This is a genomic window from Streptomyces albus subsp. chlorinus (genome assembly GCF_013302895.1).
GTDB classification, from domain to species: domain Bacteria; phylum Actinomycetota; class Actinomycetes; order Streptomycetales; family Streptomycetaceae; genus Streptomyces; species Streptomyces chlorinus.
The window spans coordinates 6,191,423-6,207,905 of the sequence record NZ_VJOK01000001.1 but is presented as its reverse complement, the minus strand read 5'-3'; the positions used below and the strand labels follow the sequence as shown (position 1 = coordinate 6,207,905).

Annotated in this window: 14 protein-coding genes and 1 pseudogene; 6 read left to right on the top strand and 9 right to left on the bottom strand. The window is 72.7% G+C overall.

The window, feature by feature from the left end:
• Window positions 1-176 precede the first annotated feature (176 nt).
• From FM076_RS26930 to FM076_RS26905, 6 genes are all read right to left on the bottom strand, one after another.
• A complete protein-coding gene (locus tag FM076_RS26930) occupies window positions 177-1,175 on the bottom strand; it encodes a TIM barrel protein (protein WP_173873477.1) in 999 nt (332 codons plus the stop codon).
• A 9-nt stretch (window positions 1,176-1,184) separates the two neighbouring features.
• Window positions 1,185-2,375, bottom strand: coding sequence for a Gfo/Idh/MocA family protein (locus tag FM076_RS26925; protein ID WP_173873476.1), 1,191 nt, complete (start codon window positions 2,373-2,375; stop codon window positions 1,185-1,187).
• Window positions 2,376-2,567: 192 nt separating this feature from the next.
• The gene (locus tag FM076_RS26920) at window positions 2,568-3,632 is read right to left on the bottom strand and encodes a substrate-binding domain-containing protein (RefSeq protein ID WP_173873475.1); all 1,065 of its coding nucleotides are present in this window, start codon (window positions 3,630-3,632) and stop codon (window positions 2,568-2,570) included.
• Window positions 3,629-4,639 (bottom strand): ABC transporter permease, encoded by a 1,011-nt coding sequence (locus tag FM076_RS26915; RefSeq protein ID WP_173873474.1) that lies wholly within the window; start codon window positions 4,637-4,639, stop codon window positions 3,629-3,631. The genes FM076_RS26920 and FM076_RS26915 overlap by 4 nt, the downstream gene beginning before the upstream one ends.
• Before the next feature lie 73 nt (window positions 4,640-4,712).
• On the bottom strand, window positions 4,713-6,212 hold the full coding sequence (locus FM076_RS26910; protein ID WP_173873473.1) for a sugar ABC transporter ATP-binding protein: 1,500 nt from the start codon (window positions 6,210-6,212) through the stop codon (window positions 4,713-4,715).
• Between the two features lie 162 nt (window positions 6,213-6,374).
• Complete coding sequence (locus FM076_RS26905) at window positions 6,375-7,556, bottom strand: ROK family transcriptional regulator (protein WP_173873472.1); 1,182 nt, start codon at window positions 7,554-7,556, stop codon at window positions 6,375-6,377.
• 202 nt (window positions 7,557-7,758) lie between these two features.
• On the opposite strand from FM076_RS26905, the gene fdhD reads away from it, so the two are divergent.
• Window positions 7,759-8,604, top strand: coding sequence for a formate dehydrogenase accessory sulfurtransferase FdhD (fdhD, locus tag FM076_RS26900; RefSeq protein ID WP_173873471.1), 846 nt, complete (start codon window positions 7,759-7,761; stop codon window positions 8,602-8,604).
• Window positions 8,605-8,608: 4 nt separating this feature from the next.
• Here fdhD and FM076_RS26895 read toward each other — a convergent pair whose 3' ends face one another.
• On the bottom strand, window positions 8,609-9,655 hold the full coding sequence (locus tag FM076_RS26895; RefSeq protein WP_173873470.1) for a bile acid:sodium symporter family protein: 1,047 nt from the start codon (window positions 9,653-9,655) through the stop codon (window positions 8,609-8,611).
• Window positions 9,656-10,135: 480 nt separating this feature from the next.
• Here FM076_RS26895 and FM076_RS26890 point away from each other — a divergent pair, with 480 nt between their 5' ends.
• On the top strand, window positions 10,136-11,962 hold the full coding sequence (locus tag FM076_RS26890; protein ID WP_173873469.1) for an AMP-dependent synthetase/ligase: 1,827 nt from the start codon (window positions 10,136-10,138) through the stop codon (window positions 11,960-11,962).
• 207 nt (window positions 11,963-12,169) lie between these two features.
• Window positions 12,170-13,006, top strand: a complete 837-nt coding sequence (locus FM076_RS26885) for an aldo/keto reductase (RefSeq protein ID WP_345945249.1) — start codon at window positions 12,170-12,172, stop codon at window positions 13,004-13,006.
• A gap of 23 nt (window positions 13,007-13,029) precedes the next feature.
• Here the strand turns inward: FM076_RS26885 and FM076_RS26880 are convergent, their stop codons facing one another.
• Window positions 13,030-13,335 (bottom strand): 4a-hydroxytetrahydrobiopterin dehydratase, encoded by a 306-nt coding sequence (locus FM076_RS26880; RefSeq protein ID WP_173873468.1) that lies wholly within the window; start codon window positions 13,333-13,335, stop codon window positions 13,030-13,032.
• 237 nt (window positions 13,336-13,572) lie between these two features.
• Between FM076_RS26880 and FM076_RS26875 the strand changes: the two genes are divergently transcribed.
• The 3 genes from FM076_RS26875 to FM076_RS26865 all read left to right on the top strand — a co-directional run bounded on the left by FM076_RS26875 (window position 13,573) and on the right by FM076_RS26865 (window position 15,884).
• Window positions 13,573-14,379, top strand: coding sequence for a helix-turn-helix domain-containing protein (locus FM076_RS26875; RefSeq protein WP_173873467.1), 807 nt, complete (start codon window positions 13,573-13,575; stop codon window positions 14,377-14,379).
• A gap of 13 nt (window positions 14,380-14,392) precedes the next feature.
• On the top strand, window positions 14,393-14,707 hold the full coding sequence (locus FM076_RS26870) for a YrhK family protein (RefSeq protein WP_173873466.1): 315 nt from the start codon (window positions 14,393-14,395) through the stop codon (window positions 14,705-14,707).
• Between the two features lie 106 nt (window positions 14,708-14,813).
• Window positions 14,814-15,884, top strand: a complete 1,071-nt coding sequence (locus tag FM076_RS26865) for a fatty acid desaturase family protein (RefSeq protein ID WP_173873465.1) — start codon at window positions 14,814-14,816, stop codon at window positions 15,882-15,884.
• Window positions 15,885-15,928: 44 nt separating this feature from the next.
• Here FM076_RS26865 and FM076_RS26860 read toward each other — a convergent pair.
• A pseudogene (locus tag FM076_RS26860) lies at window positions 15,929-16,483 on the bottom strand (hypothetical protein); the annotation flags it as partial.

Genomic DNA, 16,483 nt, shown 5'->3' with positions numbered 1-16,483 from the left:
ACGGTGCCGTGCTGCTGCGGCCCGGGGCGCGCCGTGTACCGGGGCCGGGCGCTGTGCGGGGCCGGGGCCGTGTGCCGCCGGTCACACCTGAAGGACCGTAACCCTGTTTGTCCGGTCCGTGAACCCCTTTGACAGCACGCTGGTTGCATTTGTCCTTCGGCAGGACAAAGCGGGACTCAGTTGCCGAAGGCCGCGTCGAAGGAGGCGCTCGGCGGCTCGTAGTCGTACGCCCTCAGACGCGCCAGCGCCTCCGGGGCGCCGGCCAGCCGGTCCATCCCGGCGTCCTCCCACTCCACGGAGACGGGCCCCTCGTACCCGATGGCGCGCAGCATCCGGAAGACGTCCTCCCAGACCACGTCGCCGTGCCCCGCGGAGACGAAGTCCCAGCCGCGTCGCGGGTCTCCCCACGGCAGGTGGGAGCCGAGCCGGCCGTTGCGCCCGTCGAGCCGGCGGCGGGCCTCCTTGCAGTCCACGTGGTAGACGCGGTCGCGGTAGTCGTAGAGGAAGCCGACCGGGTCCAGGTCCTGCCACACGAAGTGCGAGGGGTCGAAGTTGAGCCCGAAGGCGGGACGGTGCTCCACCGCCTCCAGCGCGCGCTGGGTCGTCCAGTAGTCGTAGGCGATCTCGCTGGGGTGCACCTCGTGCGCGAACCGCACGCCCTCCGCGTCGAAGACGTCGAGGATGGGGTTCCAGCGCTCGGCGAAGTCCTCGTAGCCGCGCTCGACCATCCGGGGCGGGGTGGGCGGGAACATCGCGACCAGGTGCCAGATCGAGGAGCCGGTGAAGCCGATGACCGTGTCCACGCCCAGCGCGGCGGCGGCCCGCGCGGTGTCCTTCATCTCCTCGGCGGCGCGCCGCCGCACGCCCTCCGGGTCGCCGTCGCCCCAGATGCGCGGGGCGACGATGGCCTTGTGCCGCTCGTCGATGGGGCTGTCGCAGACGGCCTGGCCGGTCAGGTGGTTGGAGATGGCCCAGCACCGCAGGCCGTACTTGTCCAGCAGCGCCCGGCGCCCCTCGACGTAGCCGGGCTCGTGCAGCGCCTTGTCGACCTCGAAGTGGTCGCCCCAGCAGGCGAGTTCGAGTCCGTCGTAGCCGAAGTCGCGGGCGAGGCGGCAGACCTCCTCCAGCGGCAGGTCGGCCCACTGGCCGGTGAAGAGGGTGAACTTACGTGCCACGCTGGCCTCCTAGGCTGGTTCCGGTTGTGCCACCGGGGTGTAGACGCAGTTCTTCTCCGCGCTCTCCTCCACCGCCGCCAGCACCCGCTGCACCTGGAGCCCGTCGTCGAAGGACGGCGCGGGCCGGCTGCCCGAGGCGATGGCGAGCACCAGGTCACGGGCCTGGTGGGTGAAGGTGTGTTCGTAGCCGAGGCCGTGGCCGGGCGGCCACCATGCCTCCAGGTAGGGGTGGTCGTGCTCGGTGACCAGGATGCGGCGGAAGCCCGCCTCACCGGCCTCCTGCGTGTGGTCGTGGAACTCCAGTTCGTTGAGGCGTTCCAGGTCGAAGGCGAGCGAGCCGAGCGTGCCGTTCAGCTCCACGCGCAGCGCGTTCTTGCGGCCCGCGGCGACCCGGGTCACCTCGAAGGAGGCGAGCGCGCCGGAGGCCAGCCGGCCGGTGAAGAGGGCCGCGTCGTCCACGGTGACCTCGCCGAGTTCCCCGTCGGGCTCCCCCTGGCGCAGCGGCCGGCGCCGCACGAACGTCTCCGTCTGCGCCGAGACGCCGGTGAGCGGGGAGCCCGCCAGGTGCTGGGCGAGGTCGATGGCGTGCGCCCCCAGGTCGCCCAGGGCGCCGGAGCCCGCCGCCTCCTTGCGCAGCCGCCAGGCGAGCGGGAAGCCGGGATCGACCAGCCAGTCCTGGAGGTAGCCGACCCGCACGTGCCGCAGGGTGCCCAGCCGGCCGTCCTCGACCATGCGGCGGGCGAGGGCCAGGGCCGGGGTGCGGCGGTAGTTGAAGCCCACCATGGCGACCTGCCCGCGCTCCCGCGCGGCGCGGGCGGCGGCGGCCATCGCCTCGGCCTCGGCGACGGTGTTGGCCAGCGGCTTCTCGCACAGCACGTGCTTGCCGGCCTCCAGCGCGGCCACGGCGATCTCGGCGTGGCTGTCGCCCGGGGTGCAGATGTCGACGAGCTGCACGTCGTCGCGGGCGATCAGCGCGCGCCAGTCCGTCTCGGCCGCCGCCCAGCCCAGCCGGCCGGCCGCGGCGCGCACGGCCGCCGGGTCCCGTCCGCACACCGCCGCCAGCGCGGGGGCCAGCGGCAGGTCGAAGACCCGGCCCACGGTGCGCCAGCCCTGGGAGTGCGCCTGGCCCATGAAGGCGTAGCCGACCATGCCCACGCCCAGGGGCGGCGCGGTGGCGGGCGCGGTGCTCTCGTGAGGCATTGAGGTCCTCCCTCTCAGGGGTTTCCGGTACGACGGTGAGGGCGTGCGGCGCACGGGTCAGGGCACGACCCGCCGCGGGGGCACCGGGGAGCCGCTCCCTGGGCTGTTGGCCGGGAGGCGCCCCCGCCGGCCACGACGCACCCGCGTGCGCGGGCCCGGCCACCGCTCACGGCGGCGCTCCCGGCGAGGCGCTCACGTGAAGCCGATCGGGAGGTACTCGTCGACGTTCTTCTTCGTCACCACGGCGGAGTAGAGCGTGACGTGCGCCGGGATCTCGTACTCGGCCATGCCCGCGATGCCCTTGCCCTGACCGAGGGCGCGGGCCAGGTCGATGGCGGAGGCGGCCATGGTGGGCGGGTAGAGGACGGTGGCCTTGAGGACGCTGTTGTCGTCCTTGATGGCCCGCATCACGCGCTGGGAGCCGGCGCCGCCCACCATGAGGAACTCGTCCCGGCCCGCCTGCTCGATGGCGCGCTCGGCACCCACGCCCTGGTCGTCGTCGTGGTTCCACAGCGCGTCGAAGCTCTTCTGCGCCTGGAGGAGTTCGGACATCTTCTTCTGCCCGGACTCGACGGTGAACTCGGCGGCCTGGCGGGCGACCTTCTCGATGTTGGGGTAGTTCTTCAGCGCGTCGTCGAAGCCCTTGGTGCGCTGGCGGGTCAGCTCCAGGTTGTCGATTCCGGCCAGCTCGACGACCTTGGCCCGCTTCTTCCCCTTGAGCTGTTCGCCGATCCAGTGCCCGGCGTTGAGGCCCATGCCGTAGTTGTCGCCGCCGATCCAGCAGCGGTACGCCTGCTGGGAGGAGAAGATCCGGTCCAGGTTGACCACGGGTATCCCGGCCCGCATCGCCTTGAGCCCCACCTGAGTGAGGGCCTTGCCGTCGGCGGGGAGCACCACCAGGACGTCGACCTTCTTGTTGATGAGGGTCTCGACCTGGCCGATCTGGGTGGCGTTGTCGTTGGAGCCCTCGGTGGCCTCCAGCGTGACGTCCTCGTACTTCTTGGCGCGGTTCTCGGCCTGGGTGGTGATGGCGTTGAGCCAGCCGTGGTCGGCCTGCGGGCCCGCGAAGCCGATGGTGACCTTCTTGCCGGGCTTGGAGTCGGCGACCTGAGCACCCGCCAACTCCTCGCCGCCGCCGTCGTTGTTCTCGTTGCTGGTGCAGCCAGCGGCCAGCATGGCGGCACCGGCCGCCGCCGTGCCGACGAGCATGCTCCTGCGGCTGGTCGCCACCCGCGGGAGGCGTGGTTTGTCTCTCATGTGGTGGACCGACCCTTCTGGACCAGGACCGCCGCGACGATGATCGCGCCCTTGGCGATCTGCTGGATGTCCGTCTGGAGGTTGTTGAGGGCGAACAGGTTGGTGATGGTGGTGAAGACCAGGACGCCGAGCACCGAGCCGAGGATGGTGCCCCGGCCGCCGCTGAGCAGCGTGCCGCCGATGATGGCGGCGGCGATGGCGTCGAGTTCGTACAGGTTGCCGTTGGTGTTCTGGCCGGAGCCGGTGAGGATGACGAGCATGAACGCGGCGATGCCGCAGCACAGCCCGGACAGCAGGTAGAGCAGCAGCCGCTGCCGCTTGACGGCGATGCCCGCCAGCCGGGACGCCTCCGCGTTGCCGCCGACCGCCACCGTGCGCCGCCCGAAGGTGGTGCGGTTGAGCAGCAGCCAGCCGAGGACGCAGACGACGGCGAAGACGAGCACGATCGGCGGGACGCCGAGCACATAGGAGTCCTTGACGCCCAGGTCCAGGACGGCGTCCACGGTGACGACCTGCGTCCTGCCGTCGCTGATCTGCAGCGCCAGGCCCCGGGCCGAGGCCAGCATGGCGAGGGTGGCGATGAACGGCACCATCGGCCCGTAGGCGATCAGCAGCCCGTTGACCAGGCCGCAGCCGAGGCCGACCAGCACACTGCACAGCAGCATGCCGCCGAGACCGAAGTCCTGGGTGGCCACCGTGGTCGCCCACACCGAGGCGAGCGCGACCACGGCCCCCACGGACAGGTCGATGCCGCCGCCGATGATCACAAAGGTGACGCCGACCGTGACGACGCCGATGACGGAGGCCTGGGTGAGGATGAGGCGGAGGTTCTCCCCCGCCAGGAACTCGTCGGGCTTGGTGACCGTGCCGACGACCGCCAGGGCGATCAGCACGCCGACGAGGGAGAGTTGCCGGATGTCGAACGGTACCCGGCGTCTCGCCGGGTCCTCTTTCGCCGCGGGCGGCGGTGCGGGTTCGCTGGCCACGTTGGCGGGTGCGTTCGTCATCGTGAGGTCACCTCTGGGAGCGGGGCCGGTGGGTGCGTACGTGCTCGCCGCGGCCGGGCGCGGGCGGCGCCCCTCATGAGGGAGCACCCCGCATGACGAGGTCGAGCACGCGGTGCTCGTCCAGTTCGCGGGCGGGGGCCTCGTGGACGAGACGCCCTTCGCGGAGGACGAGCACCCGGTCGGCGAGGCCGAGCACTTCGGGCAGCTCGCTGGAGACGAGGAGCACGCACACGCCCTCGTCGGCGAGCCGCCGGATGACGGCGTACAGCTCGGCCCGCGCCCCGGCGTCCACGCCGCGTGTGGGCTCGTCCAGCAGCAGCACCCGGCAGCCGCGCAGCAGCCAGCGGGCGAGCACGGCCTTCTGCTGGTTGCCGCCGGAGAACGTGCGCACCGGGCGTTCGGGGTCGTCGGGGCTGAGCGCCAGATCGCGGGTGTGGCGGCGGGCGGCGGCCCGCTCGCGCGCCCGGTCGAGCCAGCCGCCGCGCGAGAAGCGGGGCAGGGAGGAGACGGAGACGTTGCGGGTGACCGACTCCAGCATCAGCAGAGCCTGCGACTTGCGCTCCTCGGGCGCCAGCCCGATGCCCGCGCGGACGGCGGCGGTGATGCTGCCGGGCCGCAGCGGCCTGCCCTCCACCAGCACCCGGCCGGCGGTGGGGCGGCGTGCCCCGTACAGCGTCTCCAGGATCTGAGAGCGTCCCGAGCCCACCAGCCCGGCCAGCCCGACGATCTCGCCGGGCCGCAGCTCCAGGTCGAGCGGCTCGAACTCGCCCGCGCGGGCCAGCCCTTCGGCGCGCAGCACCGGCTCGCCCCGCGGCGGCCCGTGCGGCCGGTCGGGGAAGGCGTGCCGTATGCCGCGGCCCGTCATCCGGGCGACGAGTTCCTCGGTGGGCGTGGTGCGGGCGGGCAGGTCCCGGGCGACGACGCGGCCGTCCTTGAGGACGGAGACGCGGTCGCCGATGCGGCGGATCTCCTCCAGCCGGTGGGAGATGTAGACGACCGCGACGCCGTCGGCGGTCAGGTCCCCGACGATGCGGAAGAGGTTGTCGACCTCGTCCGGGTCGAGGGCCGCCGACGGCTCGTCCATGACGATCAGCCGCACGTCGTGCGAGAGGGCGCGGGCCATGGAGACGATCTGTGCCCCGGCCGCGGACAGCGAGCCGGCGAGCGCGGCCGGATCGATCTCGGGGTGGCCCAGCCGGGCAAGCAGCCGCGCGGCCCGCGCCCGGGCCTCGCGGGGGCGGACGATGCCGCGGGTGGCGCTCTCGTGGCCCAGGAAGATGTTCTCGGCGACGGAGACGTGCTCGACCAGGTCGAGTTCCTGGTAGATGGTGGCGATGCCCAGCCGCATCGCGGAGTGGGGGGTGGGCAGCCGCACCGGCTCGCCCCGCCAGGTGATCTCCCCCTCGTCCGGCTGGTGCGCGCCGGAGAGGACCTTGATGAGGGTGGACTTGCCCGCACCGTTCTGGCCGAGCAGGCAGTGCACCTCGCCCTCCGCCACGTCCAGGTCGACACCGTCGAGCGCGCGGACACCGGGGAAGGACTTGGTGATCGAGGACATCGTCAGCAAAGGCATGCGGGACCTCCGTCCCAGGGCCGTACGGGGTTCGCTGTGCGGTGCTCGTACTGGTGGGGCGCGTGCGGGCCTTGCGTGGTGGTGCCGGGCGGTGCGGTGGTGCCGGGCGGTGCGCGGTGGTGCCGGGGCGGTGCGCGGTGGTGCCGGGGGCCGAAGGGGCCCTTACGCGGGTGAGAACAGGTGGTCGCTGGTGAGCCGGGCCGCGCCCGTCACCCCCGCGACCTGTCCCAGCTCGCCCAGGACGATGGGGAGGTTGCCGGTCGCCAGCGGCAGCGACTGGCGGTAGACCTGGGTGCGGATGCTGGCCAGCAGGGTGTGGCCCAGCCCGGTGACCCCGCCGCCGATCACGACGAGAGAGGGGTTGAAGAAGCTGACGAGCCCCGCGATGACCTGGCCCACCCGGGCCCCGCCCGCGCGGATGAGATCGAGCGAGGTGCCGTCCCCGGCGGAGGCCGCGGCGGCGATGTCGGCGGCGCCGAGGCGCCCGTTCGCCTCCAGCAGCCGGGCCAGCTCCGCCGAGCGGCCCTCGCGGGCCGCCTCCTCGGCGTCCCGCGCGAGCGCGGCCCCGCCGAAGTACGCCTCCAGGCAGCCGCGGTTGCCGCAGGCGCACTGCCGCCCCTCGGGCTCCACCTGGATGTGGCCGATGTCGCCGGCGCTGCCGGTGGTGCCGCGGTGCACCTCACCGCCGACGACGATGCCGCAGCCGATGCCGGTGCCGATCTTGACGCAGAAGAAGTCCCGTACGGAGCGGGCCACTCCGGCCTGCATCTCGCCCATGGCCATCAGGTTCACGTCGTTGTCGACCATCACCGGGCAGCCCAGTTCCTGGCTGAGGGCCTCCCGCACGGGGAAGCCGTCCCAGCCGGGCATGATCGGCGGCGCGACCGGGACGCCCTCGGGGAAGCGGACCGGGCCGGGCACGCCGATGCCCGCCCCGTCGAACCCCTCGGCCACGCCGCTGTCGCGCAGTTTGGCCACCATCGCCAGCACCTGGTCGAAGACCGCGACCGGCCCCTCGCGGACGTCCATGGGCTGGTTGAGGTGGCCCAGGATCTCCAGCTCGGGGTTGGTGACGGCGACGTCGATGGAGGTGGCCCCGATGTCCACGCCGAGGAAGCGGAGCTGCGGCGCGAGGCGGATGTTGTGCGAGCGGCGTCCGCCACGGGAGGCGGCGAGGCCGTCCGCGACCACGAGCCCCGTCTCCAGCAGCCGGTCGACCTCGACGGCGAGCTTGGAGCGGGACAGGTCCACCCGGTCCCCGAGTTCGGCGCGCGAGCGCGGACCGCCGTCGCGCAGCAGGCGGAGCAGCCGCGCCTGGTGCGCGTTCGCGGGCCGTGCAGTCATGCGCCTCACCGCTACCCTCCAGCCGCCTGTGCCGGCGTCGCGTCCGGGAATGCACGGGGAACGTAGCAGTGAGCGCCGGGGTTGGGAAGAAGTTACGCAGGAACCGGCTCGACTTCTTCCCGAGAATGGACAAAGCACCGGACGGGCGCAGTCGCGCGCCCCTCCCGTAAGGTCGGCGGCACGGAGCGCACGGAGGTACGAGATGGGCAGGGTGACCACGCGGAGGACCGTCATCCGGGTACGGGACGGCGCGCTCGCGGGCTCGCGGCCCGACACGCTGGTGGCGGAGGAACCGCTGGAGATCCGCCTCGACGGCAGGCCGCTGGCGGTCACCATGCGCACACCGGGCGACGACTTCGCACTGGCCGCGGGCTTCCTCGTCAGTGAGGGCGTCCTCGCCTCGCCCGAGGAGCTGGCACACATCGTCTACTGCGGGGGCGCGGGCCAGGAGGGCGGCAACACCTACAACGTGGTGGACGTACGGCTCGCGCCCGGTGTCCCGGTGCCGGACATCGCGCTGGAGCGCAACGTCTACACCACCTCCTCCTGCGGCGTGTGCGGCAAGGCCAGCCTGGACGCCGTACGCACCACCGCACGCTGGGAGCTGGACGCGGACACCCCGCGCGGCGTGGCGGCGGAGCTGCTGGCGACGCTGCCCGGACGGCTGCGCGCGGCCCAGCGGGTGTTCGACCGGACGGGCGGCCTGCACGCGGCCGGGCTGTTCTCGCCCTCGGGCGAACTGCTGGAGGTGTGCGAGGACGTGGGCCGCCACAACGCGGTGGACAAACTGGTGGGGCGCGCCCTGCGGAACGGGGCGCTGCCGCTGCGGGACACGCTGCTGATGGTCTCGGGACGTGCCTCGTTCGAACTGGTGCAGAAGGCGGTGATGGCGGGCATCCCGGTGCTGGCCGCCGTCTCCGCGCCGTCGTCGCTGGCCGTGGACCTGGCCGAGGAGGCGGGGCTCACGCTGGTCGGCTTCCTGCGCGGCGCCTCCATGAACGTCTACGCGGGCGCGCACCGGCTGGACCTGCCGACGGGCTCCGGCTGAGTGCTCACCCGCCCCGGGCCGGTCCGGTTCCGCCGGCCGGCCGGGCGTGAGCGGCCGGTCCGACGGGCTCGGGCGTGCCGTCCGCGTCCTGGTCGCCCTCCGTCTCGCGGGACCAGCGGCGGGCGAGATAGGCGCAGACCATCAGCTGCATCTGGTGGAAGAGCATCAGCGGCAGGACCGCGACGCTGGCCTGGGCGCCGAAGAGCACGCTGGCCATGGGCAGCCCGGCGGCCAGGGACTTCTTGGAGCCGGCGAAGCTGAGGGCCAGCCGGTCGGGCCGGTCGAAGCCGAGCCGGCGGGAGCCGTGCCAGGTGAGGGTGAGCATGAGGGCGAGCAGCACGGCCTCGACGCCGAGCAGCGCGAGCAGCCGGACGGGGGTGACCGCGCCCCAGACGCCTTCGGTCATCCCCTGGCTGAAGGCGGTGTAGACGACCAGCAGCACCGAGGAGCGGTCCACCCGGCCCAGGACGCGCTTGTGCCGGGTCAGGAAACCGGCCAGCCAGCGGCGCAGCAGCTGCCCGGCGACGAACGGGGCGAGGAGCTGGCAGACGATCGCGACCAGCCCGGACGCCGACAGCGCCGCGTGGCCGCCGATGAGCCAGGCCGCGAGCAGCGGGGTGGCCAGCATGCCGACGAGGCTGGAGTAGGTGCCCGCGCAGATGGCCGCCGGTACGTTGCCCCGCGCGATGGCGGTGAAGGCGATGGAGGACTGGATGGTGGAGGGGACGAGGCAGAGGAAGAGCAGCCCGTCCTGGAGCTGCGGGGTGAGCACGTAGGGGACCAGCGCCTTCGAGGCGAGGCCGAGCAGGGGGAAGAGGGCGAAGGTGCACAGCAGTACGGCGAGGTGCAGCCGCCAGTGGCGCAGCCCGTCGAGGGCCTCGCGGGTGGACAGCCGCGCGCCGTAGAGGAAGAAGATCAGCCCGACGGCGAGCTTGGTGGCCCAGCCGAACCCCTGCGCCACCTGGCCCGAGGCGGGCAGCAGCACGGCGACCAGCACGGTGCCCACCAGCAGGAGTATGTAGGGGTCCAGGAGTCGGGCGAGGCGGCGCATGGACACCAACATACCGATGTGCGAAATCCTCTTTCCGAACCGTGCCCCTCCGCCTCACCTCCACCCCGCTTCGGACCCGCCCCGCCCCGCTCCGGGCCCGCTTCCGTCCCGCCGCCGCCCCGCTCAGGGCCCGCTTCCGCCCCGTCCCCGCCCCGCTTCCCTTCCGTGTCCGCCCCACCTCCGTTCCGCGCCCGTTCCGCGCCCGCCCCCACCCCCGTCTCGTCCCCCGGTGCCCCTTCCGCCCCTCCCGTCCCGTGGGTTCACGGGTGTTCCGGGAACCGGACCGCGAAGAAGTGCGAAGGTTCGGTGCAGAAACCCGGCGGGTCGGGCGACGACTTCGCGAGCGTCCTCCCTCCCGCCGTCGAACTGTCCTCAATTGACCGACTGACCTGCACAGACTCCCTGCCGATCATGCTGCCCCATCGGATACGGTCACTCGCGCCGCGTGCTGCGGCGCAGTGCAGTCGAGGAGCAGAGTCTTTGCGCGAGTTCACCGTTCCGGCCCTGGCGACCGAGCCCCAGGTGGGCGGGCTCGCCGACACCGTCTTCGCGCACGCCGACGAGCGCCCCGAGCTGCCGCTGCTGGCCCGCAAGGACGAGCGGGACCAGTGGCGGGACGTGTCGGCGGCGCGGTTCCGGGACGAGGTCGTCGCGGTGGCGAAGGGTCTGCTGGCCCAGGGCGTCCGGTTCGGGGACCGCGTCGCGCTGATGGCCCGTACGCGCTACGAGTGGACGCTGCTGGACTTCGCGCTGTGGTCGGTCGGCGCCCAGTCCGTGCCCGTCTACCCCACCTCCTCCGCCGAGCAGGTCGCCTGGATGCTGCACGACGCCGAGGTGACGGCCGCCGTGGTCGAGCACGAGGACCACGCCATGACCGTGGGCTCGGTCGTGGACGGGCTGCCGCGGCTGAAGAAGCTGTGGCAGCTCGACGCGGGCGCCATGGACGAGATCGTGGCCGCCGGAGCACACCTCGACGAGGAGGTCGTCCACCGGCACCGGCTGGCCCTGACCCCGGACACCGTGGCCACCGTCATCTACACCTCCGGCACCACCGGCCGCCCCAAGGGGTGTGTGCTCACGCACGCCAACTTCATGGCCGAGACGGACAACATCGTGGCCTGCTACGACCGGGTCTTCAGCGCCAGGTCCGGCGAACAGGGCTCGCTGCTGCTCTTCCTGCCGCTGGCCCACGTCTTCGGGCGGATGGTGGAGGTCGCGGCGGTACGCGGCGGGGTCAAGCTGGGCCACCAGCCGGAGATGTCGGCCAAGGCGCTGCTGCCCGACCTGAAAGCGTTCCGCCCCACCTTCATCCAGGCGGTCCCCCACCTGTTCGAGAAGATCTTCTTCAGCGCCCGCCGCAAGGCGGAGGCGGAAGGCAGGCTCGGCCCGTTCGAGAAGGCCGTGGAGGTGGCGGTCCGCTACGCCGAGGCCGTCGAGCACAAGGCGTTCGGCACCGGCCCCGGCCCCGGGGCCTCGCTGCGGGTGCAGCACCAGCTCTACGACAAGCTGGTCTACGCGAAGCTGCGCGAGGCCATGGGCGGCCGGTGCCGCTACGCGATGTCGGGCGGCTCGGCCATGGAGCGGCGGCTGGGCCTCTTCTTCGACGGGGCGGGCATGCGCATCTTCGAGGGCTACGGGCTGACGGAGTCGACCGCCGCCGCCGTCGCCAACCCGCCCGAGCGCCCCCGCTTCGGCACCGTCGGCCGGCCGGTGCCCGGCACCACCGTGCGGATCGCCGAGGACGGCGAGATCCTGCTGCACGGCGGCCAGGTCTTCGGCGGCTACCTCAACAACACGCGCGCCACCAAGGAGGCCCTGCACAGCGGCTGGCTCGCCACCGGTGACCTGGGCGCCCTGGACGACGACGGCTACCTGACGATCACCGGCCGCAAGAAGGAGATCCTGGTGACCTCCGGCGGCAAGAGCGTCTCCCCCGGCCCGCTGGAGGACCGGGTCCGCGAACACCCGCTGGTCGGCCAGTGCATCGTGCTCGGCAACGACCGGCCGTACGTCTCCGCGCTGCTCACCCTCGACCAGGAGGCGGTGGAGCACTGGCTGGCGATGCGGGACAAGCCCCGGCTGGGTCCGGCCGAGCTGCTGCGGGACGAGGACCTGGAGCGGGAGATGCGCCGGGCCGTGGTCGCGGCGAACACCCAGGTCTCCCAGGCGGAGTCGATCCGTACGTTCCGCATCCTGGCGGCACCGTTCACTCAGGAGAACGGTTTGGTGACGCCGTCGATGAAGCTGAAGCGGGCGGCTATCGAGGCGGCGTACGCCTCCGAGATCGAGGCGCTGTACGGGGGCTGACCCCCGCTTCGGCCCCGTTCAGGTCCCGTTCCCTCCCCGCTCCGGTCCCGCTCCATCCCAGCTCGGGCCCCGTCCGGTGCGGCACGGCCGGCCTGTGGGGGCGGGAACGGCGGGGTGCCGGGCGGGGCGGGAGCGGATGTCCGGGCTGATCGTCCACCATGGGGAGGGGAAGGAAGAACGACCCGACACGATCGTGAGGATCATCGCGTGAGCAACGTTCCGACCATCACGCTCAACAACGGCGTCACGATGCCCCAGCTGGGTTACGGAGTCTGGCAGGTGCCCTCCGACGAGGCGGCCACGGCGGTGGCCACGGCTCTGGGGGCCGGCTACCGCAGCATCGACACCGCGGCGGCGTACGAGAACGAGGAGGGCGTGGGCCGGGCCCTCGCCGGCTCGGGTCTGCCGCGCGAGGAGCTGTTCGTCACCACCAAGCTGTGGAACTCCGAACAGGGGTACGACACGACGCTGCGCGCCTTCGACGCCTCGCTGGACAAGCTCGGGCTCGACTTCGTGGACCTCTACCTCATCCACTGGCCGATGCCGGACGTCGACAAGTACGCGGACACCTGGCGGGCGTTCGAGAAGATCTACGCCGACGGCCGGGCCCGCGCGATCGGCGTCTCGAACTTCCAGCCGGCGCACCTCAACCGGCTGATCGAGCTGGGCGGCACCGTCCCGGCCGTCAACCAGATCGAGCTGCACCCCCGGCTCCAGCAGTCGGTGCCCCGCGCCTTCCACGCGGACCACGGCATCGCCACCGAGGCATGGTCCCCGCTCGGCCAGGGCGGTGACCTGCTGGAGGACCCGACACTGAGCGGGCTGGCGCGCACCTACGGCAAGACCGTCGCCCAGGTCGTGCTGCGCTGGCACCTCCAGCTGGGCAATGTGGTCATCCCCAAGTCGGTCACGCCTTCCCGGATGCGCGAGAACATCGACGTGTTCGACTTCGAGCTGACCGGGGACGACATGGCGCGGATCGCCGCGCTCAACACCGACACCCGGCTCGGGCCCGACCCGGACACCATGAACTGGCTGGGCTGACACCCGCCGTCCGCGCTCGGTGCTCAGCTCGCTCCATGGCCCGGCGCGATCTGCTCGATCCGCCGGGCCAGCGCCACGTCCAGCTCGGTGATCTTCCCGCCCACACTGTGGGTGTTGACCGAGACGGACAGCGAGTTGTAGCCGAGCGTCAGCTCCGCGTGGTGGTTCAGCTCCTCCTGGACCGCGGCGATGTGCATGGCCATCGCCGCGGCCGGCAGATGGCCCGCGAGGGAGTAGGAGCGGGAGAGGCTGTCGCCGTCGGTCGTCCAGTGCGGAAGGCCGGCCAGCGCCTGCTCGGTCTCCTGCGGGGTCAGCGGCTGCGGCGCCATGAGGTCCCTTCCTCTCGGGTTCTTGGGTCATCGGTGTGCGGTTCCCGGTGACCGATGGATCGGTTTCCGGTGGTCGGTTTCCGGTGCTCGGTTTCCGGTGGTCGGGCGCCGGACGCCGGTCCTCAGGCATCGGTACCAGGCATCGGCACCAGGTGTCGGTCATGAGGCGTCGGCCACGGTCCGTCGCCCGGCCCTTCCCGGCCAGCGTGCCACGCGGCGTCGGTTACCGTCTGGTCCATGACCGCTCTGACGGAAGGGCCCGCCATAGGGGCGCTGCTGCGGGACTGGCGGGAGCGCGCGGGTCTCAGCCAGCTCGAACTGGCGCTGCGCGCCGACTCCTCCGCCCGCCACATCAGCTTCATCGAGACCGGCCGCGCCGCGCCCAGCCGCGCCATGGTGCTCAGACTCGCGGAGACGCTGGACGTCCCGGTCCGGGAGCGCAACGCGCTGCTGCTGTCCGCGGGCTTCGCCCCGGCCTACCCCGCCACCCCGCTGGACGACCCGGCGCTCGGACAGGTGCGGGCCGCCCTGGAGCGGATGGTCGCCGCCTACGAGCCGTACCCCGCGCTGGTCGTCGACGGCCTCTACACGGTGGTGGCCGCCAACCGCGGGATCGCCGCGCTGCTGGAAGGAGTGGCCCCGCACCTGCTGGAGCCGCCGCTGAACGCCATGCGGATCACGCTGCACCCGCGGGGACTGGCCCGGCGCATCCGCAACCTCGCCGAGTGGCGCGGCCACCTGCTGCACCAGATGGGCCGTCAGCTGGCGCTCCACCGCTCCCCCGCGCTGCGCGCCCTGTACGAGGAGGTGGCCGCCTACCCGTCCCCCGACGGCGCCGCGAGCGACGCGCCCACGGCCTCGGCCCAGGAGGAGACGCGGTTCGCGCTCCCGCTGGTCGTCGAGCACGGCGGGCAGACCCTCTCGTTCCTCTCCACCATCGCCACCTTCAACACCCCGCTGGATGTGACCGTCTCCGAACTGGCCGTGGAGACATTCCTGCCCGCCGACCCGGCGACCGCCGAAGCACTGCAGGACGGCGGCTGATCGGCTAGCGTCCATGGCCGTGCCCCGAAACCCCCCACACCGTGACAGGGACGGCAGTCTGACGCTGCGTCTCGGCAAGGAGGAGCTGGTCGTCCGGCAGCGCTACGAGGCGGCCAGTGTCGCCAACGACGCGCTGATCGCCGTCTGGTTCCTGACCGGCAGCCTGATGTTCCTCTCCTCCGCGTGGACCCGCACCGGCACCTGGTGCTTCGTGCTGGGCAGCATCGAACTGATGATCCGGCCCGTCCTGCGGCTCGCCCGGCAGCTGCACCTCCACAGGATGCGCGGCGAGACCGGTGCCCCCACCGCCTCCGACCAGGACTATTGAGCGCCGTGGTGTAGCTGGCTACACCAGGGGGACGGTGGCCAGCCCCCGGCCAAGAGGCGTGCTGCGCGGCTGTCCGCGCCCGGCCGCTGCCGGAAGGCTCGGGGGCATGACGACAGCGATCGACACGGCCCGCCCCGGCCCCACGGCCGCGGCGCCCCGCGCCGCCGCCCGGGCCCGCCGGCAGGGCAGCGACTTCTCCCGGCTCTCCGAGAAGATCTCCGCGGCGGGGCTGATGAACCGCCGGCCGCTCTACTACGCCGTACGCCTCACCCTCGTCGGCCTGGCGTTCGCGGCCGGCTGGGTGGCCCTGTTCACCGTGGGCTCCTCCTGGTGGCAGCTGGCGGTGGCGGTCTGCCTGGGCCTGGTCTACGGCCAGTTGGCGCTGGTGGCCCACGACCTGGCACACCGGCAGGTCTTCCGGGGGCGCCGGGCCAGCGAGGTGTTCGGCCGCGCGGTCGGCAACCTGTGCATAGGGATGTCGTACGGCTGGTGGATGAACAAGCACACCCGCCACCACGCCAACCCCAACCACGAGGAACTCGACCCCGACGTGGCGCCCGACATCCTCGTCTGGTCGCGCGAGCAGGCCACCGAGGCACGCGGACTGCCCCGGTTCATCGGGCGGCACCAGGCCGCGCTGTTCTTCCCGCTGCTGACCCTGGAGGGCTTCAACCTGCACGTCTCCAGCGTCCGGGCGCTGCGCCGGCCGCACATGAAGCGCCGGTGGCTGGAGGGCGGGCTGCTGCTGGTGCACGCCGCCGCCTATCTGGGGGCGCTGCTGTGGGCGCTGCCCGTCGGCATGGCGGTCACCGTGCTCCTCGTCCACCACGCGGTCTTCGGCGTCTACCTCGGCAGCATCTTCGCGCCCAACCACAAGGGGATGCCGACTCTGAAGGGGGACGAGCGCCCCGACTTCCTGCGGCGCCAGGTCCTGACCTCCCGCAACGTGCGGGGCGGGCTGCTCACCGACATCGCCCTGGGCGGGCTCAACTACCAGATCGAGCACCACCTCTTCCCCAGCATGCCGACGCCGCACCTGCGCAAGGCCCGTCCGCTGGTGCGCGCCCACTGCGCCGAGCTGGGCATTCCGTACCACGAGACCGGGCTGATCGCCTCGTGGGGCGAGGCCCTGCGGCACCTGCGGGACGTGGGAGCGCCCCTGCGCGAGCGGGGCTGACGCCCCGGGGCCGCACCACCCCTCGCGGCCCGTGCGGGCCGCCGTCAGGCGGGGGTGGCGGGGAGGGGTTCCAGCTGCCGGGGGCCGGGGAGCAGGCGGGGCTCGGCGGACTCCGCCAGCCACCGGCTCAGCACCCGGTGCACCGCTTCCGCTCCCACCAGCTCCTCCCCGGGCCCGACCGGGGGCGACAGCTCCAGCGGCGAGAGGAGGAAGGCGTGGCTCTGCTCGCCGCCCAGCCCGCCGTGCGAACCGATCTGCTCCTCGAAGGCGTGCACGGCCCCCGTGGCCGGGTCGTAGGCGGAGTTGACCATGATGTCGGGGACGTTGGAGAACCGCGCCGTCCGCAGCACCGCTTCCGCTGCCCCGGGCCCGAAGGGCGCCAGCGGATCGCGGGGCCCGACCACCTCCCCGGTCACCAGCCGGTGCTCGCAGCCGCCCGCTCCCAGCACGAGTGGCCCGTGCCGTTCGCTCTCCACCAGCACGAAGCCGATGCCCTGGTGTTCGGCCAGGGTGGGCAGGAGAGCGGGCCGCAAGGCGTCGATCCGCTCCCGGGTCAGCCGCCCGGGGACATCGGGGAAGGAGATCAGCCCCAGGTTCCC